Source organism: Streptomyces himastatinicus ATCC 53653 (genome assembly GCF_000158915.1).
Lineage (GTDB): Bacteria > Actinomycetota > Actinomycetes > Streptomycetales > Streptomycetaceae > Streptomyces > Streptomyces himastatinicus.
This window is the reverse complement of record NZ_GG657754.1, coordinates 8291623-8316677: the sequence shown is the minus strand read 5'-3', so window position 1 is coordinate 8316677 and position 25055 is coordinate 8291623. Positions and strand designations below refer to the sequence as shown.

The window sequence follows — 25055 nt, the reverse complement described above, 5'->3', positions numbered from 1 at the left end:
CCCCTCCCCCGCACGGTCCGCACGGCGGCCGTCGTCTGCACCCTCGCGGTGGGTCTGACCGCCGCCTCGTCCGTACTCAGTGGAGCGCCCGCCGACCAGCCCGCCGGGCCGGTGTCGCTGCGCGCCGCCGGGGCTCCGGCGTCGCTCCAGCAGGTCTCGGCCGACGGCCTCGCCGGACGGATCAGCGCCCTCCAGAAACATCTGCGCGCCCAGCCGAAGGACGCCTCCGGCTGGTCCGGGCTCGGCGCGGCCTACATCGAACAGGCCCGCACCACCGGCGACCCGACCCGCTATCCGCAGGCGGAGAAGACCTTCGCCCGCTCGCTCGCCGTCCAGCCGCGCGACAACGACGAGGCGCTCGCCGGGCGCGCCTCCCTCGCCGCGGCCCGGCACGACTTCACGAGCGCGCTGCGGGACGCCGACAAGTCCCTGAAGATCAACTCCTATAGCCAGTCGGCGATGGCCGTCCGGATCGACGCTCTGGTGGAGCTGGGCCGCTACAAGGACGCGTCCGCCGCCGCCGAGCATGCCGACTCGGTGCGGCCCGGCATCCCCATCTTCACCCGGCTCGCCTACGTCAAGGAGCTGCGCGGCGATCCGGAGGGGGCGCGCGAGGTCCTGGAACGCGCGCGGGAGTCCGCGACCTCGCCCAGTGACATCGCCTACGTCTCCACCTCGCTCGGCCAACTCGCCTTCGGCCAGGGCCGGTACGACGCGGCGCGGAGCGCCTTCCACACCGCCCTGCGCGCCGCGCCCGGCTACCTCCCGGCCCTGGAGTACCGCGGCCGTACGGCAGCCGCCGAGGACCGCCTCGGGGCCGCCGTACGCGACCTGGAGAAGGTCGTACGCAGCTCCCCGCTGCCCGCCCAGCTGGCGGCCCTGGGCGAGGCGTACGAGGCGCGTGGCGACGCCGAGAAGGCGAAGCAGCAGTACGCGGTGGTCGACACCTGGATCACCCTGGCCCGCGCGAACGGCGTGGCCACCGACCTCGACAGCGCCCTCGTCGCGGCCGACCACGGCGACGTCAAGGAGGCCCTGAAGGCGGCCCGCGCCGAATGGGACCGACGCCAGACCGTACACACCGCCGACGCCCTGGCCTGGGCCCTGCACCGCAACGGCAAGGACCGCGAGGCCCTCACCGCCGCCAAACGCGCCGCCGAACCGGGCTACCGCAACGCGGCCTTCCTCTACCACCGAGGCATGATCGAGAAGTCCCTCGGCGAGGAGGACGCCGCCCGCGACCACCTGGCCGAGGCCCTGGACCTCAACCCGGGCTTCTCCCCGACGGGCGCGCGCGACGCGAAGGCGGCCCTGAAGCAACTGGGCGGTGCACGATGACTGTTCCCCGAACCGGGGCTCAGCCCCAGCCCCCGGCCCTCAAGCTCCCCCAGCTACCGCTGGGAGGTGCCCCCTGGCCGGGCCGGACGGCGCCCAAGCCCGCCGCAACGCGCCCCACCCCCGAGACGGAGCCCACGGCAGAGTCCCGGGCGAAGCCCACGACCAGGCCCGAGGCGAAACGCCCGCCGCGGTCCGGCACACAGCCCCCGCCCGGGCCCAAGCCCGAGCCCACGGCGGGATCCGGGGCGCAGCCCACGACTGCGGCCACGGCGGAACACCCGGCGCAGCCCACGGCCAGGGGCGGGGCGGAGCACCCGGCCGGGGCTGGGGCAGAGCGCTCGGCTCGGGTCTGGGCGAAGCCCATAGCCGAGCCCACGGCGAAGTCCAGGGCGCAGCCCCAAGCCTGGGCCGGGGCGCAGCACCCGGGGCCCGGGACGGGGCACCCGGCGGGGGCCGAAGCGGAACGCCCGGCCCAGCCCACGGCCGAGCCCACGACGGAGCACCAGACGCAGTCCAGGCCACAGCCCACAACCGAGTCCAAGGCGGGACGCCCGGCGCAGTCCGGGGCGCAGCCCGCGACCGGGTACAGGGCGGCGCCCCCGGCTGAAGCCAGGGAGGAGCCCACGGCCGGGCCCGAGGCGAAGCTCACGGCCGAGTCCACGACGCAGCCCACAACCGGACCCGAGGCAGAGTGCCCGGCGCAGCCCACGGCGGAGCACCAGACGCAGTCCAAGGCACAGCCCACGACCGGGCCCAAGGTGGAACACCCAGCGCAGCCCCCGGCCAGGTCCGGGGCAGAGCGCTCGGCTCGGGGCTGGGCGGAGCCCGCGGCGGGGTCCGGGGCGGAGCCCCGGGTTCGGGAAGGGGCGGGGTGGGGGAACAAACCCGCCCACCGGCCCGCAGCCGCCTACGAAACCCCGGGCACACCCACGAGGCAGCGCACCCGACGGTGGGGCACGGCGGCCGGGCATCCCCGTGACGTGGCGGCTCGGCGGCGGGTTCGGCGCTGGGTCGTCGCTGCCGGGGTGCTCCTGGGGACCGCGATGGCGGTCCTGGTGCCCGCCGGGAGCGCCGAGGCGCACCCCCTCGGCAACTTCACCGTCAACCGCTACGACGGCCTCGTCATCACGCAGGACGCCGTCCGCGTCGACCACGTCGAGGACCTGGCCGAGATCCCGTCCGCGCAGGCGAAGGCGCAGATCGACAAGAACGGCGACGACGCGCTCTCCCGGAGCGAGCTGAACACCTGGGCCGACGCCCGTTGCGCGACCGCCGCGGAGAAGGCCCGGCTGACCGTGGACGGCCGTAAGACCGACGTCCGCGTGCAGCGCAGCGCGGCCCGCAACCGGCCCGGTCAGGCCGGGCTGCCGACGCTGCGCGTGGACTGCCGGCTGACGGCGGGCCTGGCGCATGCGCAGAAGGCGACCATCGGCTACCGCCCCCACGACGTCGGCACCGGCCCCGGCTGGCGCGAAGTGACGGCCCAGGGCGACCGGATGACGCTCACCGATTCGACCGCCTCCACCCGTTCCGTCTCCCACCGGCTGACCCGCTACCCCAAGGGCCAGCTCTCCTCGCCGCTCGACCAGCGCACCGCCACCCTCCGGGTGAAGCCGGGCGGTCCGGCGCTCGCCGCGGCCACCCCGGCGTCCGACCGGGACGACGCGGTGGGTTCGTCGGTGCTGCCGCGCGGGGCGGACCGCTGGACGCAGGCGCTCACCTCGATGGTGGCGCGGCACGACATCACCTTCGGCTTCGCGCTCACCGCCTTCGGCATCGCGGTCATGCTGGGCGCGATGCACGCGCTCGCCCCGGGCCACGGGAAGACGATGATGGCGGCGGCCGCCGCGGCGGGCGGGCGCAGCGCGCTGCGCGATGTGCTGACGCTGGGCGCGTCGGTGACGGTCACCCACACGATGGGGGTGTTCGCCCTGGGCCTGCTGGTCACGGCGGGTTCGGCGGCCGCGCCCTCGGTGATCTCCTGGCTGGGCATCGCGAGCGGGGTGCTGGTCGCGCTGGCGGGCGCGGGACTGCTGCGCAAGGCGGTCCGCAGACACCGCCATGTGAAGGCACACCAGCACGACCATCATCACCATGATCATGAGCATGGGCACAGCCACGACCACGGGCACACGCACGGGCACACGCACACCCACGACCACGGAGACGGCCACACCCACACCCACGAAATCCGCCCCACCCTCCGCGGCACCCTCCTCATGGGCTTCGCGGGCGGCATGGTCCCCAGCCCCTCCGCCGTCGTCGTACTGGTCGGCGCCGCGGCGCTCGGGCAGGCGTGGTTCGGGGTCGTGCTGGTGATCGCGTACGGGCTCGGGCTGGCGCTGACCCTCACGGCGGCCGGGTTCACGGCGGTACGCGTGGGCCAGGAGGCCGCCGAGCGGCTCATGGCCCGCCGGGAACGGGCGGGCCGGGGGCACAAGCTCCTGGGCGTGCTGCACCGCGCGTCGCCGTTCGGGACGGCCGCCGTCGTCCTCGTGCTCGGCTGCGGATTGGTGCTCAGGGGGGCGGCAACAACGCTCGGTTGAGGTACATTCAGCCCGAATTGCTCGGTTGGGGGGAGGGCTCGGCCATGAGCGAAGAGGGTTTCGGCCCACGGGACGAGCGGCTGGCCGGGGGGCGTTACCGCCTCCTCGGCGAGCTGGGCCGCGGCGGTATGGGCGTGGTGTGGCGGGCGTACGACGAGGCGCTGGGCCGCGAAGTCGCCATCAAGGAGGTGCGGGCCCCGGCCGGGCTCGGCGACCGCGACATCGACCGGCTGTACGCCAGGCTGGAGCGCGAGGGCCGGGCGGCGGCGCGGGTCTCGCACCGCAATGTGGTCACGGTGTACGACGTGGCGGTGGAGGACGGCCGCCCGTGGATCGTCATGGAGCTGGTGCGCGGGCTGTCCTTCGCGGACGTGCTGGAGGCGGAGGGTTCGGTGCCGCCCGCGCGGGCGGCGTTCGTGGGCGCCGAGGTGCTGGCGGCGCTGCGGGCCGCGCACGCGGTGGGCGTCCTGCACCGGGACGTCAAGCCCGGCAACGTACTCATCGCGAACGACGGCCATGTGGTGCTCTCCGACTTCGGGATCGCCGTGGTGGAGGGTGACGCGGCGCTGACGCTGACCGGGGAACTGGTCGGCTCGCCGGAGTTCCTCGCCCCGGAACGGGCGCTCGGCCAACCGCCGGGCCCGGAGGCTGATCTGTGGTCGCTGGGCGTGATGCTGTACGCGGCGGTGGAGGGCTTCTCGCCGTTCCGGCAGGACACACCGCTGTCGACGCTGCGGGCCGTGGTGGACGCGTCGTTACCGTCGCCCCGCTGGGCCGGGCCGCTGAGGTCCGTACTGGAGGGGCTGCTGCACAAGGATCCGCGGCAGCGGACATCGGCGGCGGAGGCGGAGCGGCTGCTGCGGCTGGTGGCCGCGGGCGGCACACCCGGCGGCGTACCGCGCCACACGGACGCGGCCCCAGCGACCCCGACGACCCCAACGCTCCCGACGACGCCAACGGCCCCCGCACCACCGAGCGGAAACCATCCGGCCACCCCCACCCACGCGGGCGATCAGCCGCCGGAGCATCCCCGCCGGGCGGTGGCCGCGATCGCGGCCGGGATGGTGCTCGGTGTACTGGCGCTGTGCGGGCTGACCTGGGCACTGCTGAACGAGGGCGGCCAGGACGACAACAACAGCGGAGGCACCGGCGGCATGACGACCGCCACCGGCACCCACCGTACGGACACCGCCAAGGACACCACCAAGGACACCGAGGGCAACAACAGCCACCCCGCGACCACCTCCCCCGCCCTCACCATCACCGTCGTCATCAAGGCCGAGCGCGACGACTACGAGGGTGCCTGCCCGCCCCCGTCCGGCGAGGCGCCGTCCTTCACGGCGGCCCTCTCCGTGAACCACGCCCCCGCGACGGTCCGGTACCGCTGGATCACCGGCAGCGGCCGGGTGTCGGACGGCGGCTGGAAGTCGGCCCACTTCGGCGAGGGCGGCACGGCGCGGACGGTGCGCCACACCGAGCTGTCGTATCAGGCGGGGGCCCGCCACAAGGACTGGATCGCCGTGGAGGCGAAGGGCCCGAAGGGCGCCGCGTCCGTCACGTCCTCGCGCGTCGACTTCGCCACGACGTGCGAGGAGGCCCCGACGGACGGGGCCTCCTCCTCTACGTGGGCACCTCGGGGAACGGACCCGTTCAGGCAGCAGCGGTGAACACGGGGAGGTAGCCACCGGACTGACCGGCGGCCGTCGGGTGGTAGGACTCCTCGATGGGGAAGGTGACGCTGTTCAGCCAGGCGCTGCCGGAGCAGATCTCGTGGCCGGTGAAGGTCGGGGTGACGTCGCCGAAGGCGAAGCCGTGGTCGGCGGCGCGCTTGGCGGTCACGGAGTTGAGGAGGTCGGCGGCGTTGTTGATGGCGGCGCGCGATGCCTCGCTGAGGCCCAGGAAGCAGGAGCCGTTCAGCTTGTAGAAGCGCGGGTAGCCGAGAACGACGACCTGGGCGGACGGGGCCTTGGCGCTGATGGCGTCGTACACCTGGTCGAGCTTGCCGGGCAGGGTGTTCTCGGCGTACGTACGGGCGTTGGCCACGGCGTTGAGGCAGCCGCTCTCGCCCGACAGCGCACAGGTGGTCATGACGCTGGCGAACCCGGCGTCGTTGCCGCCGATGCTGATGCTGACGAGGCCGGTGGCGGAGTTGAGCGGTCCGAGCTGACCGCTGAGCACGTCACCGGTCTTGGCGCCCGAGCAGGCGGTGAAGGCGAAGCTGGAGGGGGAGTGGGCGGCGGCCCAGAGCGCGGGGTACGCCTTGGTGCTGCGCTTGCAGGCACCGCTGGCGCTGTCGTAGCTGCCCGCGCCGACGCCGGATGAGTACGAGTCACCGAGCGCCACATAGGCGGGGCCGGCGCTCTGCCCGGTGGCGTGGGCGGCCCCGGCCCCGGTGAGGGCGAGGACGGCGCCGACGACGAACGCGCCTAAGGTCGCCGTGAGTCTGGACAGTTTCATTCGAATCTCCCTAGCAGGATCACTCCTGTGCCGATGTGAGGCGCAATCACCCCATAGCGGGGCAACCGCGTTCGAAACCGTCAATCACGCCACCGTGCATATATCGGCGCCGTGACATGGCTATGTCATGCCGCCCAAAATCATGATCTATGCGTGTAGCTGTCCAAAATCTTTCGATCACTCAAAAGGGTGAATCCTGCACGCAATCCCCGGCGCGCGCCTGGCGCGCGGGGTGCGCAAAACCCTTGGTGGGCGCTCGACCTCGCGCTCTCGCATGACGTCTTCGCGCGCTTTTCCCGTCTTGACGGGCCTTGGCGCGCTGCGCGACATTGAAGCCCGGCATCCGGCGCTTCGGGGGGCAAAGTCGCCAATGCAGACCAACACTGACAAGAGATCGGCACGCGCCGAACTGTTGCCGGTGGCCGCGGGGGCGGCCGTCGGTATCGCGGCCATCGGCGCCGCGCTCACGCTGGCGGACTTCGACTCGCCGCTGCGCGCGCCGTTCACCCTGTTCTTCCTCGTGGCGGCGCCCGCCGCGGCGCTGGGCAGCGCCCTGCGCGGGCTCGACGCGGCGGCCCGCATCGTGCTGGGGGTGGCGGGCGCGCTCGCCCTCGACCTGCTGGTGGCGCAGAGCATGCTCGCGCTGCACATCTGGTCGGTGCGCGGCGGAGTGGCCGCGGTGGGCCTGCTGAGCCTGCTGATGCTGACCCCCGCGCTCCTCGCCCAGGCCCGGCGCCCCGGTCGGCGGCTCACCGAGCCTCAGAAAAGCGGCGGGGGTCGCTGACAGGTGGATATCCGTGTGTACCGGCCGGGCGAGCTGACCGCCGCGGACCGGGCCGTCTGGACGGCCATGCAGGCCCAGGCGCCCCTGCTGGGCGCGCCGCAGCTGGCGAATCCCTTTCTGTCCCCCGAGTTCGCTCTCGCGCTCGGCCGCTGCCGGGGCGGGGTGCGGATCGCGGTGGTGCGCGAGGAGGGTGAGCCGGTGGCCTTCTTCCCGTTCCAGCGGAACCGGTTCGGGGTGGGCCGGGCGATCGGCCTCGGTCTGTCGGACGCGCAGGGGCTGGTGCACCGCCCGGGGTTCCAGTGGGACGCGCGCGAGCTGTTACAGGCGTGCGGGCTGGCGGTGTGGGAGTTCGACCATCTGGTGGAGGGCCAGAAGCCGTTCGAGGTGGCGGCGCGGGGGACGTACGACTCCCCCGTGATCGACGTGGACCAGGGCTACGAGGCGTATCTCGCCCAACTACGCGCCCGCTCGCCGAAGTTCACACGGACGACGCTGGCCAAGGAGCGCAAGCTGGGCCGGGACATCGGCGAGGTGTCCTACGTCCATGACGAGCGCGATCCGGCCGTGCTGCGCACGCTGATGGGATGGAAGTCCGCGCAGTACCGCAGGACCGGGCGGAGCGACCGCTTCGCCCATCCATGGATCATCCGGCTGGTGCGGCAGCTGTTCCACTCCCGGAGTGAATCGTTCGCGGGCGTGCTGTCCGTGCTGTACGCGGGCGGCCGGCCGGTCGCCGCGCACTTCGGGCTGCGTTCGGAGCGCGTCATGGCGTGCTGGTTCCCGGCGTACGACACGGACTTCGCCAAGTTCTCGCCCGGTCTGGTGCTGCATCTGCGGATGGCGGAGGGAGCCGCCGCCGAGGGTGTGGACTATCTGGATCTCGGGCGCGGCGAGAAGGAATACAAGGACTCCCTGAAGACACGTGATCTCAGCGTGTCGGAGGGGTGGGTGATGCGCCGCCACCCGGTGGCGCTGGGGCATCGGGCACGGCGTGCGCCGGTGCGGGCGCTGCGCAACACGGTGCTTTCCCGGCCGGAGTTCTTCGGACCGGCCGACCGGCTGCTGAAACGCATGGGGAGTTTGCGAGCGGCCGGGAAGAATCGGGAAGAGAAATGAAGGTCAACATTTCAGAAGGAGGTGCCGCCACCGCCGTCTTACCCTAGGGTCAAGAGGCTCATCAGAGTTACGAGCATGAATACCGTCGTTACTCAACCCGCATCGGACCATCATTCAACGCGGCTCAAGGGGAGGGCTCGAGCGCCGCGATGGATTCCGCGCGGGGCGCGGTAGGGGGGTGCCGCGTCCGGTTTTCCTGTCTGCTGTTGGGGGCGGGCCGGGGCGCGTGCCGCGAGGCCAGTAACAGCCAGCTCGTCCGTTCCGCACGGTGTGGCGAAAAGTCCATGCCGTCATGGGCGGATGAGAACCCCCCTTTCGAACCGGATACACCAAAGGACCGCCGTGGGGACGGTGGTCCACCGGACGAGAGGGAACCATCGTCATGACGTCTTTTGTGCGACCGGCCACGTCCGAAATCGCACCGGTCGCCGGATCGACTCGATACCGGCCCATCTCCTCGCATCTCGCGATCGCGCCGCCGGTGAGCGTCGTGATTCCGGCGATGAACGAGGCCGAGAATCTTCCGTACGTCTTCAAAACCCTTCCGGACTGGATCCATGAAGTCGTCCTGGTGGACGGCAATTCCACGGACGACACGGTCCGGGTGGCCCGGGAACTCTGGCCGGACGTGAAAGTCGTGCCGCAGCGCGGCAAGGGCAAGGGAAACGCGCTCATCACCGGATTCGCCGCCTGCACCGGCGAGATCGTGGTGATGGTGGACGCGGACGGCTCCGCCGACGGGTCCGAGATCGTCAGCTATGTGTCCGCACTGGTGTCGGGCGCCGACTTCGCGAAGGGGTCGCGCTTCGCCAACGGCGGCGGCACGGACGACATGACGCCGATCCGCAAGCTCGGCAACCGCGCGCTCACCGCGATCGTCAACCGCAAGTTCGGCGCCCGCTACACCGACCTGTGCTACGGCTACAACGCCTTCTGGCGCCACTGCCTGGACGAGATCGCGCTGGACTGCGCCGGGTTCGAGGTGGAGACGCTGATGAACATCCGGGTGGTCAAGGCCGGGCTGCGGGTCCAGGAGATCCCCAGCCATGAGTACGAGCGCATCCACGGCGCCAGCAATCTGCGGGCCGTCCGCGACGGGCTGCGGGTGCTCAGGGTGATCCTGCGCGAGCGCGGCGTCCGGCGGCCCCGCCGCCCGGCCGTGGCGCCCGCGGCGGTCCGAGGGGAGGTGTCTTGACCCTCGTCCGACCGCGGCCGCGGATCTCGGTGGTGATCTGCGCCTACACCGAGGACCGCTGGGACGACATCCTCGCCGCGGTGGCCTCGGTGCGCGACCAGTCGTGGCCCGCCGAGGAGACGCTGCTCGTGGTGGACCACAACCCGGCGCTGCTGCGGCGGCTCCGGGACCACTACGAGGGTGCCAGGGCCGGTGAGGGGGTGCGGGTGCTCGCCAACGCGGGCCCCCGCGGCCTGTCCGCGGGCCGTAACACCGGCATCGCCGCGTCCACCGGCGAGGTGATCGCGTTCCTCGACGACGACGCGGTCGCCGAGCGGGACTGGCTGCGCCACTTCGCCGACGGGTACGCGGATCCGCTGGTGCTGGCCGTCGGCGGGCGCACCGAACCGGTGTGGGCGTCCCGGCGCCGCCCGGCCTGGTTCCCGGAGGAGTTCGACTGGGTCGTGGGGTGTACGTACCGGGGGCTCCCGCCCGGCCGGGTCCGGGTGCGCAACGTGCTCGGCGGGAACGCCTCGTTCCGCAGGGAGGCGTTCGACGCGGTGGGCGGGTTCGCGAGCGGCATCGGGCGGGACGCCGACAAGCGGCCGCTGGGCTGCGAGGAGACCGAGCTGTGCATCCGGCTGGCGCGCGCCCGGCCGGACGCGGTGCTGCTGATCGACGACCGCGCGGTGATCCACCACAAGGTGCCGGCGGCGCGGGAGCGGTTCGCCTACTTCCGCAGCCGGGCGTATGCCGAGGGGCTGTCGAAGGCCCTGGTCGCCCGCAGTGTGGGGGCCCGGGGGCCCGGGCTGGGCGACCCGAGCCGCCGCTACACCACCCGGGGTGGCGACCGAGCGCCGCTACACCACCCGGGTGCTGCCCGCGGGCGTCGCCCGGGGGCTGCGGGACGCCCTGCTCGGCCGGGCGGGCGGGGCCGGGCGCGCGGGCGCGATCGTGGCCGGTGTGTCGGCCGCGGCGGGCGGCTATCTGATCGGCACCGCCCGGGCCCGCCGCGGCGCCGGGCCCCGCTTCACCATTGCGGCGGTGCCGGGCCCTTCGGCGTCCGGCGCCGACCCGGGAGGCTCCCCGTGACGACAGGACCGGTGCCGATATTGATGTACCACGCCGTGGCCCACACCCCGGCGCGGGCGACGCACGCGCTGTCCGTCTCGCCGGGGGCGTTCGCCGAGCAGATGGGGCTGCTCGGCGCGTCCAGCTTCACCCCGGTGACCTGCGCGCGGCTCGCCGACGCCTGGCGCGGGGGCGACGCACTGCCGCCGAACCCCGTGCTGATCACCTTCGACGACGGCTACGAGGGCGTGCACCGCCACGCCCTCCCCGTCCTCGACCGGCACGGCTTCGCGGCCACCCTGTTCGCCTCGACGGGGTGGCTGCGCGGCCGGTACGAGACGGACGGCGCGCTCGACGTGATGCTCGACTGGGGGCAGGTGCGTGAACTCGCCGCGGCCGGGATGGAGATCGGCGGTTCACAGCCATACCCATCCGCCGCTCGACCAGCTCGGCGACGAGCGGCTCCGCTTCGAGGTGGTGCGCTGCCGGGACATCCTCGAGGCCGAGCTGGGCCGTCCGCCGGTGTCGTTCGCCTATCCCTACGGCTACTCCGACCGCCGGGTCCGGCAGGTGGTGCGGGAGGCCGGGTTCGGAGTGTCGCTCGCGGTGGGCAACGCGCTGGCGGACCGCCGCCAGGGGCCGTACGCGCTGCGGCGGGTGACGGTGCGTCGCAGGACCCGCATCGAGGAGTTCGAGCGGCTGGTCCACGGCCGGGCCGTCGGCCGCGCCTTCGCCGGGGACCGGGCGCTCACCAAGGGCTATGCCCTCGTCCGCAGATCACGTCAGCTTCTAGGGAAGGTGCACTGAGCCCGTGTCCGACACGACCACCCGGGCCGAGACCGCCGCCGAGGCGCGGCCGGCCGCGGAGCAGCCGCCGCCGACCGGCCCCGGCGGCGGCAGTCAGCTGTTCCGCAACGCCTATGCGCTGATGCTCAACACGGGCATCTCGGCCGTCCTCGGCCTCGGCTTCTGGCTGGCCGCTGCCCGCTATTACGCGGACGACGCGGTCGGCCAGGGTTCGGCGGCCATCGCCGCGATGAAGCTCCTCGCGGGGCTCACCGCGGTGACGCTGACCGGCGCCCTGGCCCGGTTCATCCCGGTCGCCGGGCGGACGACGAGACGGCTGGTGGGCATCACCTACGCGGGCAGTTCGGTGGTCGTGGCGTGCGCCGCCGTGGTCTTCCTGCTCACGCTGAACCTCTGGGGCCCGTCGTACCGCTTTCTGCACGGCCCGGTGCACGGCATCGGCTTCGTCGTGGCGGTCGTCGGCTGGTCGTTGCTGACCCTCCAGGACGGGGTGCTCACCGGGCTGCGCAGCGCGTTCTGGGTGCCGGTGGGCAATACGGTGTTCCTGGCCGCGAAGCTGCTGCTGCTCGTCGCGCTCGCCGCCACGATCCCGACCGCCGGGGTGTTCGTGTCGTGGGTGGTCTCCATCGCGCTGTCCGTGCTGCCGCTGGGCTGGCTGGTCTTCCGGCGTCTGGTGCCGCGGCATGTGAAGAGGACGGAGGACCGGGCGCGGCCCGCGTCGTACCGGGAGATGGGCCGCTTCCTCGCCGGGGACTACACCGGGTCGCTGTTCTCGCTGGCCGTGGTGTACGCGGTGCCGGTCATCGTCGCCTCACAGGTCAGCGCCGCCGACAACGCGTACTTCTACATCACCACCACCATCGGCGGCACGGTCAATCTGCTCGCCATCAACATGGGCGCGTCGCTGACTGTGGAGGGCTCGCACGATCCGGCCCGGCTCGCCGAGAACTGCCGGGCGGCGCTGCGCCGGATGGCGCGCATCATGCTGCCGGTCTGCCTCGGGCTGTTCGTCTTCGCCCCGCAGATCCTGGGCGTGTTCGGGGCGGGCTACGCGGACGCGGCCGCGCCGCTGCTGCGCTGGTTCGCGGTGGGCGCTGCGCTGCGGGTGGTCATCGAGGTGTACTTCGCCGTGCTGCGGGCGCAGAGCCGCACCTCGGGGCTGGCGTATCTCCAGGGGCTGTTGTGCGCGCTGGTGCTGGGGCTGACGTTGCTGCTGCTGCCGCGGATGGGGCTGGTGGGGGCGGGCGTCGCGGAGATCTCCAGCCTGGCGGTGATCGCCTCGATCGCGTCGGTGAAGCTGTACCGGGTGGTCACGGCGCAGCCCGCGGCCCCGGCTTCCGCTGCCGCTTCGGATCCGGCGCGGATTCCGCCTCCGCCCGGCCCTCCCCCGCCGCTGGAGCGCGGCACCGCGCCCGACGGCGATCTGGCGGATCTGGCGGTGGACGGCGACCGTCGCGCCAGGCGTCCCCGTGGCGCGCAGGACGCCCGCTACGGCACCCGCTGGGCGCTGCGATCGGCGCTGGACGCGGACACGCTGGTGCTGGGGGTTCGCATGGACTTCGACCACCCGGAGCGCCGTCCCGACGCGCGTTACGGCCCGCAGCCCGAAGCGCTCCCAGCATCCGTACCGTCCGCACCCGCCGCGCCCGCCGCTTCTGCCCCGCCCGCCGCGCCGCAGGCACCGCGCGATGCGGGCAGGGCGCGGGCGACGAAAGGCGCGCCCGTCCTGTGGAGCGATGCTGGCCGCCGGTCTCGGCCTCTACTGGCTGCCGCTGCTCGGCGTGGACGCCCGCCGACCTGGACCGGATGGGCGGGCTCGAGCTGGTTTCCGTACTGCCCGAGCCGACGCTGCTGGGGGCGGCGCTGCTGGTCGCCGTGTTCGCCGGTGCGCTCGCGCTCGGGCGGCAGCGCCGTGCGCTGCTCACCGTCGCCCTGCTGGCCACCGTCGTGTCCCTGCACGCCGTGCCCGCCGTGCTGGAGGCCCATCCGCGGTTCCCGACCGCGTGGCAGCACCTGGGGTTCCTGGACTACATCGGCCGGACCGGCGACGCCGTGCCCGACCTCGACGCGCGCTGGAGCTGGCCGGGCTTCTTCGCCGGGGCGGCGTTCCTCGCCGAGGCGTGCGGCGTACGGGACTTCTCCGCGCTGCTGCGCTGGTGGCCGACGGTCATCCAGCTGCTCTACCTCGCCCCCCTGATGGTGCTGCTGCGCGCGCTGCGGGCGAGCTGGCGGGCCAAGTGGACGGCGGTGTGGCTGTTCGCCCTGAGCGGCTGGGTGGGCCAGGACTACTTCTCGCCGCAGGGGTTCACGTACCTCTTCTATCTGGTGTTCGTCGCCGTGCTGCTGGTGTGGTTCCGCGAACCGCGGGTGCTGGGCGGTAAGCGCAGGCCCGGTGAGGCGGAGGTGGCGGAAGCGACGCGCGGTCAGCGCGCGGCGCTGCTCGGGCTGCTGATCGCGCTGTTCGCGGCGTCGGTGGCGGCGCATCAGCTGACGCCGTTCGTGATGCTCGGCGTGGTGACGGCGCTGGTCCTGGTGCGGCGTTCCGATCTGTACGGGCTGCCGCTGCTGTGCGGGGTGATGGTGGTCGTCTGGATCGGCTTCCTGGCGGAGCCGTACTGGTCGGGCCACTGGGACGAGCTGTTCGGCGGGGTCGGCGGGGTCGGCGGCAATGTGTCGTCGTCCGTCTCCGGCCGGATCGAGGGCGGCAGCAGTGTGCACAAGCTGGTGCTGTACGTGCGGGTGGCGCTGGCCGGCGGGGTGCTGGCGTGCGCCTGCTGGGGGGTGCTGCGGCGGCGCGCGGCGGGCTTCACCGAGCGGGCGCTGCTGGTGCTGACCTTCGTACCGTTCCTGGGCTTCGGCATGCAGAGTTACGGCGGCGAAATGGCGCTGCGCGTCTTCATGTTCGCGCTGCCGGGCGCCTGTGTGCTCGGGGCGCTGGCGATCTTCCCGCGGGTGCGGCCGGACCGCCGGGGCCTGGCGCCGCTCGCGGCCCTGGTGGCGGGGCTGACGCTGATGTCCGGCTTCCTGGTCGCCCGCTGGGGCAACGAGGCGTTCGAGCGGGTGCGGCCCGGCGAGGTCGCCGCCATGGAGTACGTCTACGCGCACGACAAGCCGACCGTGCGGGTGCTGTGGATGAGCGACGACCCCGTCAACAACGTCACCCCCGCGATGCCGTGGGGCGCGCGGGACATGGAGCGGGTCGCGTACGAACCGACGCTCGCCCCGCGCGACCCGGTGCTGGTGAGCGGGCTGGTGACGGCGCTGCGCGACGCCGGGCCGCGTTCGTATCTGATGGTGGGCCGCGGCCAGTCCGTCTCGCTCCAGCTGGACGGCGGTTACGGGGCGCGCTGGCAGGAGCGGCTGCTGCGCTCCCTGGACCAGCGCACCGAACTGCGCCGGGTGCTGTCGAACGACGACGCGTCGCTGTACGAGCTGGCGTCGCCGCCGCGCGGGGCGGTGCCGGAGCCGAAGCCGGGCCCGGCCGGTCCGCAGATCACCTGGACGCCGTGGTCGGTGACCGGCGCGCTGGCGGCGGTGGTGCTGATGGTGCTGCTCGCGGCGCGCGAGGTGGTGCGGGTGGCGGTGCGGCCGAGCGTACGGCGGCTGCGGTGGCTCCAGGCGTCGTACTGGTTCGCACTGCCGCTGCTGCTGGTGGTGCTGGGGTCGCTGGTGCAGCGGTTCCTGACGATGGTGTGAGGAGCCGGACGACGTGCCCTTACCGCTTGAGCCAGCGCACCTCGTACGCGTCCATGGCGAACGACCGCCCGTCGACCTTCGCCTTGATCGGCCGGGACAGGGTGTTGACCACCAGCGTCGTGTCGTCGTCGGCGAGGACCTGCACATTGGGCCGGTCGTCGGCGGCGATGTCCACCGAGCGGAAGCGGGTGCCCGGCGGGAACTCGCGGCCGAAGCGGCTCAGCAGCTCCATCATGGGCAGCGCGCTGCCGCCGTCGTCCAGTTCGGTGGGGCGCCACAGACAGCCGGGGCAGTCGGAGTCCGTGGTCTCCGGGTTCCAGTAGAAGGCGGTCGCGGCGCCACCGCGGGCCAGCCGGGTCAGCGCGGTGGCCTGCACGGCGACGCGGTGCGCCTCGCTCCAGCGGCCGCGGGTGGTCTTCTTGCTGGTGTCGGCGGCCGGTTCCACGTACCACTCGGCCCACCACACCGGCAGCTTCGTGGTCTCGTCGAGCCAGCGGGTGACGTCCTCGAACTTCCGCGTGGCGCCGAACGCGTCCGGGATCAGCCGGTCGCCCTCGCGGGTGTAGCTGGAGCCGTCGACCACGACGAAGTCGGCGCCCGCCTTGTGCTCGTTCCAGTACCTGATCGCGTCGACGGAGCGCCGGTCGAGCGTGCCCCAGGGGCCGGACACCGTGTCGTCGCCGCCCGCCGCGCCGGGCGGGTCGCTGTCGGCGACGACGTACGGACCGCCGACCAGGTTCTTCGGGTTCCGCTTCTTCAGCTCCTCGTGGACGAGGTTGTAGAGCTTGGTGTAGCCCTCGTAGTTCCAGCGGTTCTTGCCGTCGTCGTAGAAGCCCTTGAACTCGTTCCAGACGATGAAGTGGCGCACCTCGGGGTAGCGGTCGGCGACCTTCCCGGCGAGCTTCGCGAAATCCTTGTAGTGGTCGGGGGTCGGCGCGGTCTCCAGGGACTCCTGCGACCAGTCCGTGTCCCCCGGGGTGCCGCCCTTCATCCAGTCGGGCGCACAGCACAGGGTGAGCACGGGCTCGGTGCCGGTCTTGCGCATCAGGGCGACGCGCCGGTCCAGGTCCGCGAAGTCGTAGCGGCCCGGGGACGGCTCGGGGTTGCCCGCGCCCCACCCCATGATGTGCTGGTTCTGCGGCATCGGGCGGTCCGACAGCAGCGACTCGGCGGCCTTCCTGCCGCTGTCGGTGCCGCGGTCGGCGCTGTACTGGGTGTGGGTGAAGCCCCAGCCGAGACCGGCCGAGGCCGCCCGCTCACGGGCCGAGGCCGACGCTCCCGGCCGCCCCGCGTCATCTCCCGGCCAGCTCGTGCACGTGGTCAGCAGCAGGGCCAGCGTGCCCATGCCGATGGCGAGCAGTGCGGTGATCCGCCACCGCCGCGCTCCCGGTAACCCCGCCCGCGTGCCCACCGGCATTCCTACCCGTGATCCCACCCGCGCCCCGCCCCGTTCCCGTCCTTGACGTCCTACAAAGGGTAAGAGTATCCCTGAACACCCCCATTCCGGTGGGCTTCTTCGGAACAGCTCGGTAAACGGCCGTAAACCCCGGTGCGCCGACGCCCCTCGTGCTGGATCATGGGGCAGGGTGCGCCGACCGCCGCACCGGACCGCTCGCTCAGGAGGCAGACCCTGCCCGCTACACCCGCCGAACAGTCCCTTCCGATCCGGCTGAACGTCGATGACAGCGATTCGCCGTCGGATGTCGTCGACGCACTCTTTCTCGGCCGCTTCGCGACCGGAGAGCAGCCGTATGCCCGCAGCCACTCCGTCGACCGGGTGAAGTCGGGCGCCACTCTGCTGCCGCCCGCCGCGACCGTGCTGCGCGCGGCCCGCGACGACGACCGCAGCGCCACGCTCGCCGAGGGCGACGGCTGGACCCTGCTGGTGTCCCGGTGGAACCGGGGCGCGGACGTGACCGTGACCGCGGTCGATGACGACCTTGCCGAAACGGTGCTGCGACAGGCGGTCGACGGCGCCGAGGACGAGCCCGAGCCCCAGCCGGAGAACGTGTCGATGGGCTTCTGGTACGTCTCGCCGCGCCGCGGCCCGCACCGCACCACCCGCCAGATCGCGGCCCGGGACCTGGGAGGAGATCCGCGACAACTACACCGCGCCGGTCGCCGACGCCATGGACGGGCTGATGAAGGTCACCCCCGGGACGACATCGCGGGCCGCCTCCCTGTTGCTGCCCGGCCCGCCCGGGACCCGGCAAGACCTTCCCGGTGGGCCACCCTTGCCCGCTCCTGGGGCGCGATTGGTGCCAGGTGGACTGCGTCCTGGACCCGGAGCGGCTGTTCACCGACGTCGGCTATCTGATGGACATCGCCATCGGCGAGGACGACGGCTCGGCCAAGGGCCGCTGGCGGCTGCTGCTCCTGGAGGACTGCGACGAGCTGATCCGCGGCGAGGCCAAGCACACCGCGGGCCAGGCGCTGTCCCGGCTGCTCAACCTGACGGACGGTCTGCTGGGCCAGGGGCGCAACGTCCTGGTCGGGGTGACCACCAACGAGGACCTGGAGCGGCTGCACCCGGCAGTGGTCCGCCCCGGCCGCTGCCTCGCCCGTATCGAGGTCGGCAAGCTGAACCGTACGGAGGCGGTCAACTGGCTCGGCACGGAGGAGGGCATCGGCCGGGACGGCGCGACGCTCGCGGAACTGTTCGCCCTCCGCCGCGGCACCCGCCCCGCGTCGGTCCCCATCCAGCCGGGCGAGACGGACGCGGGACTGTATCTCTGACAGGGCTCCTAGACGTACAGCTCCCGCAGCCGCACCGACAGGCAGGTCACACAGCCCTCCATCTTCTCGAACTCGCCGATGTCCACCGGCACCGGCGTATACCCGAGGTCGGCGAAGAGCGCCGCGCTGCGCGGCGCACTCGCCGCCATCAGCAGCCTGCCGCCGCCCAGCAGCACCACATGCGCCCCCGACTCCTCGGGCACCGGCAGGAAGCGCGGAAAGGCGGCCGGGTCGTCGACCAGCGGCGGATACCCGATCACGGTGCCGTCCGGCAGCGCCGTGACCGCCGACTTCAGGTGCAGCACCTTGCTGACCGGCACGGCCACCACCCGCGCGCCCAACGGCTCGAAGGCGGCGCGCACCTGCCGCACCCCCTCACCGTTCGTGCGGCCGCCGCGCCCCACGTACACCGTGTCGCCGATCTTCAGCACATCGCCGCCCTCGAGCGTCCCCGGCTCCCGCACCCGGTTGACCGAACAGCCGAGCGCCGTCACGGCCGCCTCGGCGGCCGCGGTCTCGGGGCGGCGGGACTCGGCGCCGGGAAGCGAGATCAGCGCGACGTTCCGGTGGACGACCATCGTGTCCTCGACGAACACCCCGTCCGGGCACGCGTCGACCGGATCGGCCTCCACCGTCTCCCAGCCGTGCGTCTCCAGGGCCGCGACGTACGCCTCCCACTGCCGCAGCGCGAGCGCGGCGTCCACCGGCTTGCGGTCGATGTGCGTGACGAGCCCGTCCGCGAGCCGCGGGCTCGGCCGCCGGACCAGGGCGATACGGCTGGTGGTCATGGGTTCCCCCTTCTTTTCGGGTCACTCACCGTACGCCGCCCGCAGCGCGTCCTCGACGGCGGCGAGGGCCGCCGCGCGGTCCAGGCCGAGCCGCCGGGCCCGCTGGGCGTACGTCTGCGCCGCCTCGGCGGCCTGGCGCCCGGCCGCGTCACCGGCCGCCGCGACGAACGTGCCGTGGCGCCCGCGGGTCTCGATCACGCCGTCCGACTCCAGCGCGCGGTACGCCTTGGCGACGGTGTTCGCCGCCAGGCCCAGCTCCTCGGCGAAGCCGCGTACGGTGGGCAGCTTGTAGCCCACGGGGAGGTGCCCGGAGCGGGCCTGCTCGGCGATCTGCGCGCGGATCTGCTCGAAGGGGGCGGTCGCCGCGTCCGGGTCGACGGTGATCTGCAAGGCCACGTGGGGCTCCTGGGGTGCGTACGGCGTGGGGGGCTTTGTCGCACCCATTGTGTGCCGCTGGGGGCGCGGCCGGAAAATCGGAGGCGGGGCGGGTGCACCGGGCCGTAATCTGCCCGTCCATGACCATGACCGTGCGCGATTTCCGGGCCGCCGACGCGGCCGCCGTCGCGGAGGCGCGTCGCTCCGCCTTCCCCCACCTGGTGACGACACCCCGGACCGTGGCCTGGGAGGTGGCGAGCGCACCGGAGGCCCGCCGCTACCGGCTGCTGGTCGCCGAGGCGGACGGCCGGGTGGTGGGCTGCTGCGACGTGGGCCTCTTCCCGGGCGCGGACGGCGACGGGCCGGGCGTGGCCTGCGCCAACACCTCGGTGCGCGCCGACGCGCGGGGCCGGGGCGCCGGTTCGGCGCTGGTGACCGCGGCGGAGGAGTACGCGGCGGGGCTGGGCGCCGCCAAGGTGTTCGCGTGGACCGTCGACGAGCCCGCCTTCGCCGCGTTCGCCGAGCGCCGCGGCTACCGGCGCAGCCGGTCGTGCCGCATCCTGCGGCTGGACCTCGCGACGGCGGACCTGCCGCCCCTGGACGCGGACGCCCTGCCGGACGGCGTGGCGCTGCGGTCAGCGGCGGACCTCGCCGACGATCCGCGCCGGCTGTACGAGACGGACGTCGACGTGATGGAGGACGAGCCCGGCGATGTGGTGGAGGGCCGGATGCCCTACGCCGAGTGGCTGGCCCGGACCTGGGAGCATCCCTCGCTGGACCACGAACTGACCTCGCTGGCCGTCGTGGACGGCCGCGTCGCGGCGTTCAGCCTCGCCCATACGGATGGCCGCGGCCGCTACTGGTCGGGCATGACCGGCACGCTGCGCGCCTACCGCGGCCGGGGCCTGGCGAAGCTGGCCAAGACCCATTCGCTGCACCGGGCGCGCGCGGCGGGGTGCGCCGAGGCGTTCACGGGCAACGACAGCGAGAACGGCCCGATGCTGGCGATCAACGTGGGGCTCGGCTACGCCGTGGCCTCCCTGGAGCGGCGTTACGTACGCGAACTGCGCCACTGATGCGGCGGGTCACCCCGACGCCTCCAGCACCACCAGCCGGTCCGGGCCGTCCGGGGCGAACGCGATGCCGTCCCCCGGCTCGTGCCAGTGCACGGCGAACCGCTCCCCCGCCCGGTACGCCTCCACGCCCGCGCGGCAGTACGCCACCATGTCCTCCGGCAGGGCGTCCAGCGCGAACCAACCGATCTCCGAGCACTTGTCCGGCTCCCGGTTCACCGGCTCCCCCGTGCCGTCCGTCAGCTCCGCCTCGAAGAACCAGCCCGTACGGGCCGAGCCCGTGGGCGACTTGTGCTGCATGACGAGCGCCACCCGCACCTCGTCCGGGGTGAGCCGGACGCCGATCTCCTCGGCGGCCTCGCGGAGCACCGCGGTCCGTACGTCCTCGCCGTCCTCCACATGGCCGGACGGCGCGTGCAGCAGCCCGTCCGCGTACCCCGTGCCCGCGCGGCGCGCGAGCAGGATCTCGCCGCCGCGCCGCAACAGCAGATGGACGTCGACGATCTCGGCATGCCGCCAGGGCGGGGCGAGGTCCGCGCACAGCACATAGCGCTCGTCGCACACCGGCCGCCCCCACAGCGCCGCGTCCGCCGCCAGCTGTTCGACGTACGTACGGGACGCCAGCGGCTCGACCATGCGCATCAGGTCACCGGCCGTCAGCCCGACCGGATCCGACTCGCCCCAGCGCCCCTCGACCAGCACCAGCGCCCCGCCCGGGCGCAGCAGCCGCGCCCAGCGCCGCAGCACGGCCTCCTGGCCGGGCAGCAGCCACAGCAGATGGCGCGCCAGGAAGACGTCGAAGCCGCTCTCCTCGACGGGCGGTGCGGCCGCGTCCCCGACGAGCACGGTGGCGTCCGTCCCGACGAGCTTGGCGCGGGCGCGCTCGGCCATCCGCGGCGACCGGTCGACACCCGTCACCCGGTGGCCCTGCTCGGCCGCGAGGCGGGCCAGGCTGCCCGTGCCGCAGCCGAGGTCGAGCACATCGCAGGGCCGCCCGGGCAGCCACTGCCGCAACCGGGCCGCCCATGCCTCCCGCACGGCCGGATCGCGCATCCCGTGATCCGGCTCGTCGTCGAACCCGGCCGCGGCGGCGTCCCAGTAGTCGGCGGTCCCGTAGCCGGTCATCGATCCCTCAGCACCCATGCGCCGCATCGTCGCACCCCCCACTGACAATGCCCGCTCCCGTCCGACGCGGTTATCCACAGCCGCTGACAACGCCCGGATCGCGGGCGATTATGAGGGCATGTCCTCGCCGCCGCACGCCGCCCTCGCCTCGTCGTTCAACGCCGTCGCCGCGCAGTACGCGGCCGCCCGGCCCGGGTATCCGCCCGCGCTGTTCGATGCGGTGGAGGAGGTCACGGGCAAGGCGCTGGCCGGGGCGGAGGTGCTCGACGTGGGGGCGGGCACGGGCATCGCCACGCGGCTGCTGTCCGACCGCGGCGCGTGTGTCACCGCCGTGGAACCGGGCGCGGGCATGGCGGCGCAGCTGCGCGCCTTCGCCCCGGACGTCCGGCTCGTGCGGGGCGACGCCGACGCCCTGCCCTTCCGCGACGGGGCCGCGGACCTCATCGCGTACGCCCAGTCCTGGCACTGGACCGATCCGCGGCGCTCCGTCCCCGAGGCGCTGCGGGTGCTGCGCCCCGGCGGGGCGCTGGCGATGTGGTGGAACCTGCCGGACCTCGACGTCCCCTGGGTGACGCGGCAGGAGGAGCGGCTCGCCGAGCGCTGCCCGGCCTACCGGCCGCCGGGTTTCCCGAGCACCGTGGCGGGGCGGCTCGCGCCGTTCGGGGTGCGGACGACGGACCGCAGGGTGCGCTGGTCGCGGACCATCACCGTCGAGGACAAGCTGCGCTCGATCGGCAGCCACTCCTATGTGGCGGTGATGGACGCCGGGGAGGCCGCGGCGGTGCTGGACGCGGAGCGGGCGGAGCTGCTCGCGCTGTTCCCGGACGGCGTGCTCACGGAGCCGTACGTCGTGGATCTCGTCGTGGGGTGGGGCCCGGAATAACGGAGCCCAAAGGCTCGACGGCAGGTGTCTTGACGGGAGAAATGTTAGCGGTAACACTCGCGTCGTGGACACCGTGGACGAGCACGTAGGCCAGACTCCCGATCCCTCCTCACAACCACCCCTGTTCAGCCGCGCCGCGGTGGTCGCGTCCTGCGTCGGGTTCATCCTCATCGGCGCGCTCCAGGCCCTCTACGGCCCGTCGATCCCGGCCTTCCGCGACGCCCACGGGCTGTCGCCCTCGGCCGCCGGGCTGGCGCTGAGCGCGCACTTCGTCGGCGGCGTCGCGGGCGTCCTCGGCTTCGACCGGCTCTTCGGCCGGATCGGCAACCGGGCGCTGCTCGGCTGTTCGTATCTGCTCATGGCGGGCGGCGCGGCCGGGTTCGCCCTCGCCCCCGGCTGGCCGCTCGCCCTGGGGCTTGCGCTGCTCGCGGGGCTCGGCTTCGGCGGCATCGACTACGGGCTCAACCAGATGTTCGCGGTCGGCTTCGGGCGGCGCAGCGCCGCCATGCTCAACATCCTCAACGCCCACTTCGGCATCGGCGCGATCCTCGGCCCGGCCCTCATCGGCCTGGTCGGGGCGGAGCACTACACCGTGGTGTTCCTGGGGTTCGCCGCGCTCACGCTGCCGCTGGTGCTGTGTCTGACCGGGGTACGGGACGAGGCGCCGCCGCGCGGCGGCGCCGAGCCGGAGACCACCGCCGGGGTGCGGACCCGCAGTCTCGTCACCGTCCTGGGTGCGTTCGTGCTGCTCTACGTCCTCCATGTCGGCGTCGAGGCCGGGGTCGGGGGCTGGGAGCCCACGCATCTGGAGACCGCCGGGTACGGCGCGACCGCCGCCGCGTCCGCGACCTCCGTGTACTGGCTGATGATGACCGTCGGCCGCTTCCTGGTCGCCCCGCTCGCGCTGCGCTGGTCCGCCCCGGCGATCATCGCGGTCAGCTGCGCGGGCATGACCGTCTGCCTGCTGCTCGCCGCGATCCCGGCCCTGGCCCCGTACGCGTACGCGGGCGTCGGCCTGTTCATCGCCCCGATCTTCCCGACCGGTCTGCCCTGGCTGGGCAGGGCCGCGCCGCGCGCCCGCCGGGCCGGGGCGCTGGTGATCGCCGCGTCGATGATCGGCGGGGTGGCCGCGGGGCCCGTGCTCGGCAAGGCGATCGAGCTGTCGGGCATCCGTGCCGTACCGCTCGTCCTGGGCGCCGTCTCGGCCGTCTGCCTGATCACCACCGTCTGGCTGATCCGCGCCACGTCCTCGTCCGTATCCCCTACGCACACCCTCCCCACCGCACCCGCTGCCGCCCGTGCGGTCGAAAGGACTTCGGCCCATGCCCGCCCTGACGCTCACCCATGACGGCTTCCTGCTCCACGGCAAGCCCTTCCGGATCCTCTCCGGCGGCTTCCACTACTTCCGCACCCACCCCGACCAGTGGGCCGACCGGCTGCGCAAGGCGCGGCTGCTGGGGCTCAACACGGTCGAGACGTACGTCCCGTGGAATCTGCACCAGCCCACCCCGGACGGCCCGCTGGACCTCGACGGGCTGCTGGACCTGCCCCGCTTCCTGGAGCTCGCCCGGGACGAGGGGCTGTCCGTGCTGCTGCGCCCCGGCCCGTACATCTGCGCCGAGTGGGAGGGCGGCGGGCTGCCCTCCTGGCTGACCGCCGATCCGAACGTCCGGCAGCGCAGCAGCGATCCGCGGTTCACCGGCGCCGTGGACGCGTACCTCGATCTGCTGCTGCCGCCGCTCGCCCCGTACATGGCGGCGGCGGGTGGCCCGGTCATCGCGGTCCAGGTGGAGAACGAGTACGGCGCCTACGGCGAGGACACCGCCTACCTCGCCCATCTGGCCGACGCCCTGCGCAAGCGCGGCGTCGAGGAGCTGCTGTTCACCTGCGACCAGGCGGACAAGGCCATGCTGGCGGCCGGAAGCCTGCCCGGGGTGCTCTCCACCGGCACGTTCGGCAGCCGGGTCGGCGACGCGCTGGAGGTGCTGCGCGCCCATCAGGAGAGCGGGCCGCTGATGTGCGCGGAGTTCTGGATCGGCTGGTTCGACCACTGGGGCGAGCCGCACCATGTGCGGGCGGCGGACGACGCGGCCGCCGATCTGGACGCGCTGCTGTCGGCGGGGGCGTCGGTGAACCTTTACATGTTCCACGGGGGCACCAACTTCGCCTTCACCAGCGGCGCGAACCACGATCACGCCTATGCGCCCACCGTAACCTCGTACGACTACGACGCGGTGCTCACCGAATGCGGCGACCCGGGCCCCAAGTACGCGGCGTTCCGCGAGGTCCTCGCCCGCCACACGGACGTACCGGACGAGCCCATTCCGGAGCCGTCGCCGAAGCTGCCGCCGACCGAGGTCCGTCTGACCGCCTCGGCGAACGCCCTGGTCAGCGCCGAATTCCTGGCCCCGGCGGAACACTTCACCGACCCGCCCACCATGGAGGCGCTCGGCCAGTCCTACGGCTTCGTCCTCTACGGCACCGAGCTGCCCGCCATCGGCGACCACGTGCTGCACTTCACGGGCGGGGTCGGCGACCGGGCGCAGGTCTTCGTGAACGGCGCCCCGGCCGGGGTCATCGAACGCGAGCGCCACGAGGACAGCATCCATGTGCGCAGCCCCGAATACGGCGCCCGGCTGGACGTCCTGGTGGAGAACATGGGCCGCGCCAACTACGGCGTCCGCATCGGCGACCCGAAAGGCATCACCGGTCCTGTCTTCCTCGACGGGGAGCCGCTGGAGGACTGGACCTGCCACCGCCTCCCCCTGGACCGGCTCCCCGAACTCCCCTTCCGCACCACCGACACCCCCGTCGCGGGCCCGGGCTTCCACCGCGGCACGTTCACCGTGGAGACCCCCGCCGACGCGTATCTCGCCCTGCCGGGCTGGACCAAGGGCGTGGCCTGGGTCAACGGCTTCAACCTGGGCCGCTACTGGGCGCGCGGCCCGCAGCGGCGGCTGTATGTGCCGTGGCCGGTGCTGAAGGCAGGCGAGAACGAGCTGACCCTGCTGGAGCTACAGTCGGCGACGACCCGGGTGGCCCACCTCGTCGACGCACCGGACCTGGGCTGGACCGCGAGGGACTGA

General features: G+C 73.3%; 15 protein-coding genes and 4 pseudogenes. 14 read left to right on the top strand and 5 right to left on the bottom strand.

Features of this window, described 5'->3' with window-relative positions:
- From SSOG_RS35535 to SSOG_RS35520, 3 genes are all read left to right on the top strand, one after another.
- The coding region (locus SSOG_RS35535; protein ID WP_245606443.1) for a tetratricopeptide repeat protein at positions 1-1338 on the top strand (1338 nt) is incomplete at its 5' end.
- A gap of 1043 nt (positions 1339-2381) precedes the next feature.
- Positions 2382-3884, top strand: a complete 1503-nt coding sequence (locus tag SSOG_RS35525; RefSeq protein WP_050800052.1) for a HoxN/HupN/NixA family nickel/cobalt transporter — start codon at positions 2382-2384, stop codon at positions 3882-3884.
- A 44-nt stretch (positions 3885-3928) separates the two neighbouring features.
- Positions 3929-5551 (top strand): serine/threonine-protein kinase, encoded by a 1623-nt coding sequence (locus SSOG_RS35520; RefSeq protein WP_039939440.1) that lies wholly within the window; start codon positions 3929-3931, stop codon positions 5549-5551.
- Here the strand turns inward: SSOG_RS35520 and SSOG_RS35515 are convergent.
- On the bottom strand, positions 5535-6341 hold the full coding sequence (locus SSOG_RS35515) for an SGNH/GDSL hydrolase family protein (RefSeq protein WP_009719096.1): 807 nt from the start codon (positions 6339-6341) through the stop codon (positions 5535-5537). The genes SSOG_RS35520 and SSOG_RS35515 overlap by 17 nt on opposite strands.
- A 370-nt stretch (positions 6342-6711) precedes the next feature.
- Here SSOG_RS35515 and SSOG_RS35510 point away from each other — a divergent pair, with 370 nt between their 5' ends.
- From SSOG_RS35510 to SSOG_RS35485, 6 genes and pseudogenes are all read left to right on the top strand, one after another.
- Entirely contained in the window at positions 6712-7125 is a 414-nt protein-coding gene (locus tag SSOG_RS35510) for a hypothetical protein (RefSeq protein WP_039939437.1), read from the top strand.
- Between the two features lie 3 nt (positions 7126-7128).
- Entirely contained in the window at positions 7129-8241 is a 1113-nt protein-coding gene (locus tag SSOG_RS35505) for a GNAT family N-acetyltransferase (protein WP_039939436.1), read from the top strand.
- A 382-nt stretch (positions 8242-8623) separates the two neighbouring features.
- Positions 8624-9436 (top strand): glycosyltransferase family 2 protein, encoded by an 813-nt coding sequence (locus tag SSOG_RS35500; protein WP_009719093.1) that lies wholly within the window; start codon positions 8624-8626, stop codon positions 9434-9436.
- 32 nt (positions 9437-9468) lie between these two features.
- Positions 9469-10507, top strand: a pseudogene (locus tag SSOG_RS35495) (glycosyltransferase family 2 protein).
- A 23-nt stretch (positions 10508-10530) separates the two neighbouring features.
- Positions 10531-11293, top strand: a pseudogene (locus SSOG_RS35490) (polysaccharide deacetylase family protein).
- Between the two features lie 4 nt (positions 11294-11297).
- Positions 11298-14989, top strand: a pseudogene (locus SSOG_RS35485) (lipopolysaccharide biosynthesis protein).
- Between the two features lie 19 nt (positions 14990-15008).
- Here SSOG_RS35485 and SSOG_RS35480 read toward each other — a convergent pair.
- Positions 15009-16406: a glycoside hydrolase family protein gene (locus SSOG_RS35480; RefSeq protein WP_039939435.1), complete on the bottom strand. Its 1398-nt coding sequence runs from the start codon at positions 16404-16406 to the stop codon at positions 15009-15011.
- Between the two features lie 213 nt (positions 16407-16619).
- Between SSOG_RS35480 and SSOG_RS35475 the strand changes: the two are divergent.
- A pseudogene (locus tag SSOG_RS35475) lies at positions 16620-17725 on the top strand (DUF5925 domain-containing protein).
- Positions 17726-17733: 8 nt separating this feature from the next.
- Here the strand turns inward: SSOG_RS35475 and ddaH are convergent.
- Together ddaH and SSOG_RS35465 are read right to left on the bottom strand one after the other, a co-directional pair.
- Positions 17734-18513, bottom strand: coding sequence for a dimethylargininase (gene ddaH / locus SSOG_RS35470; RefSeq protein ID WP_009719088.1), 780 nt, complete (start codon positions 18511-18513; stop codon positions 17734-17736).
- A gap of 21 nt (positions 18514-18534) precedes the next feature.
- Entirely contained in the window at positions 18535-18909 is a 375-nt protein-coding gene (locus SSOG_RS35465; RefSeq protein ID WP_009719087.1) for a GntR family transcriptional regulator, read from the bottom strand.
- Between the two features lie 119 nt (positions 18910-19028).
- Between SSOG_RS35465 and SSOG_RS35460 the strand changes: the two genes are divergently transcribed.
- Positions 19029-19964, top strand: coding sequence for a GNAT family N-acetyltransferase (locus SSOG_RS35460; RefSeq protein ID WP_039939434.1), 936 nt, complete (start codon positions 19029-19031; stop codon positions 19962-19964).
- A gap of 9 nt (positions 19965-19973) precedes the next feature.
- On the opposite strand, the gene SSOG_RS35455 is transcribed toward SSOG_RS35460, so the two are convergent.
- A complete protein-coding gene (locus tag SSOG_RS35455) occupies positions 19974-21104 on the bottom strand; it encodes a methyltransferase domain-containing protein (protein WP_106516505.1) in 1131 nt (376 codons plus the stop codon).
- A gap of 100 nt (positions 21105-21204) precedes the next feature.
- Here SSOG_RS35455 and SSOG_RS35450 point away from each other — a divergent pair, with 100 nt between their 5' ends.
- From SSOG_RS35450 to SSOG_RS35440, 3 genes are all read left to right on the top strand, one after another.
- Complete coding sequence (locus SSOG_RS35450) at positions 21205-21969, top strand: class I SAM-dependent methyltransferase (protein WP_009719084.1); 765 nt, start codon at positions 21205-21207, stop codon at positions 21967-21969.
- A gap of 64 nt (positions 21970-22033) precedes the next feature.
- Positions 22034-23317: an MFS transporter gene (locus tag SSOG_RS35445; protein WP_245606442.1), complete on the top strand. Its 1284-nt coding sequence runs from the start codon at positions 22034-22036 to the stop codon at positions 23315-23317.
- Positions 23292-25055: a beta-galactosidase gene (locus SSOG_RS35440; RefSeq protein ID WP_009719082.1), complete on the top strand. Its 1764-nt coding sequence runs from the start codon at positions 23292-23294 to the stop codon at positions 25053-25055. The genes SSOG_RS35445 and SSOG_RS35440 overlap by 26 nt, the downstream gene beginning before the upstream one ends.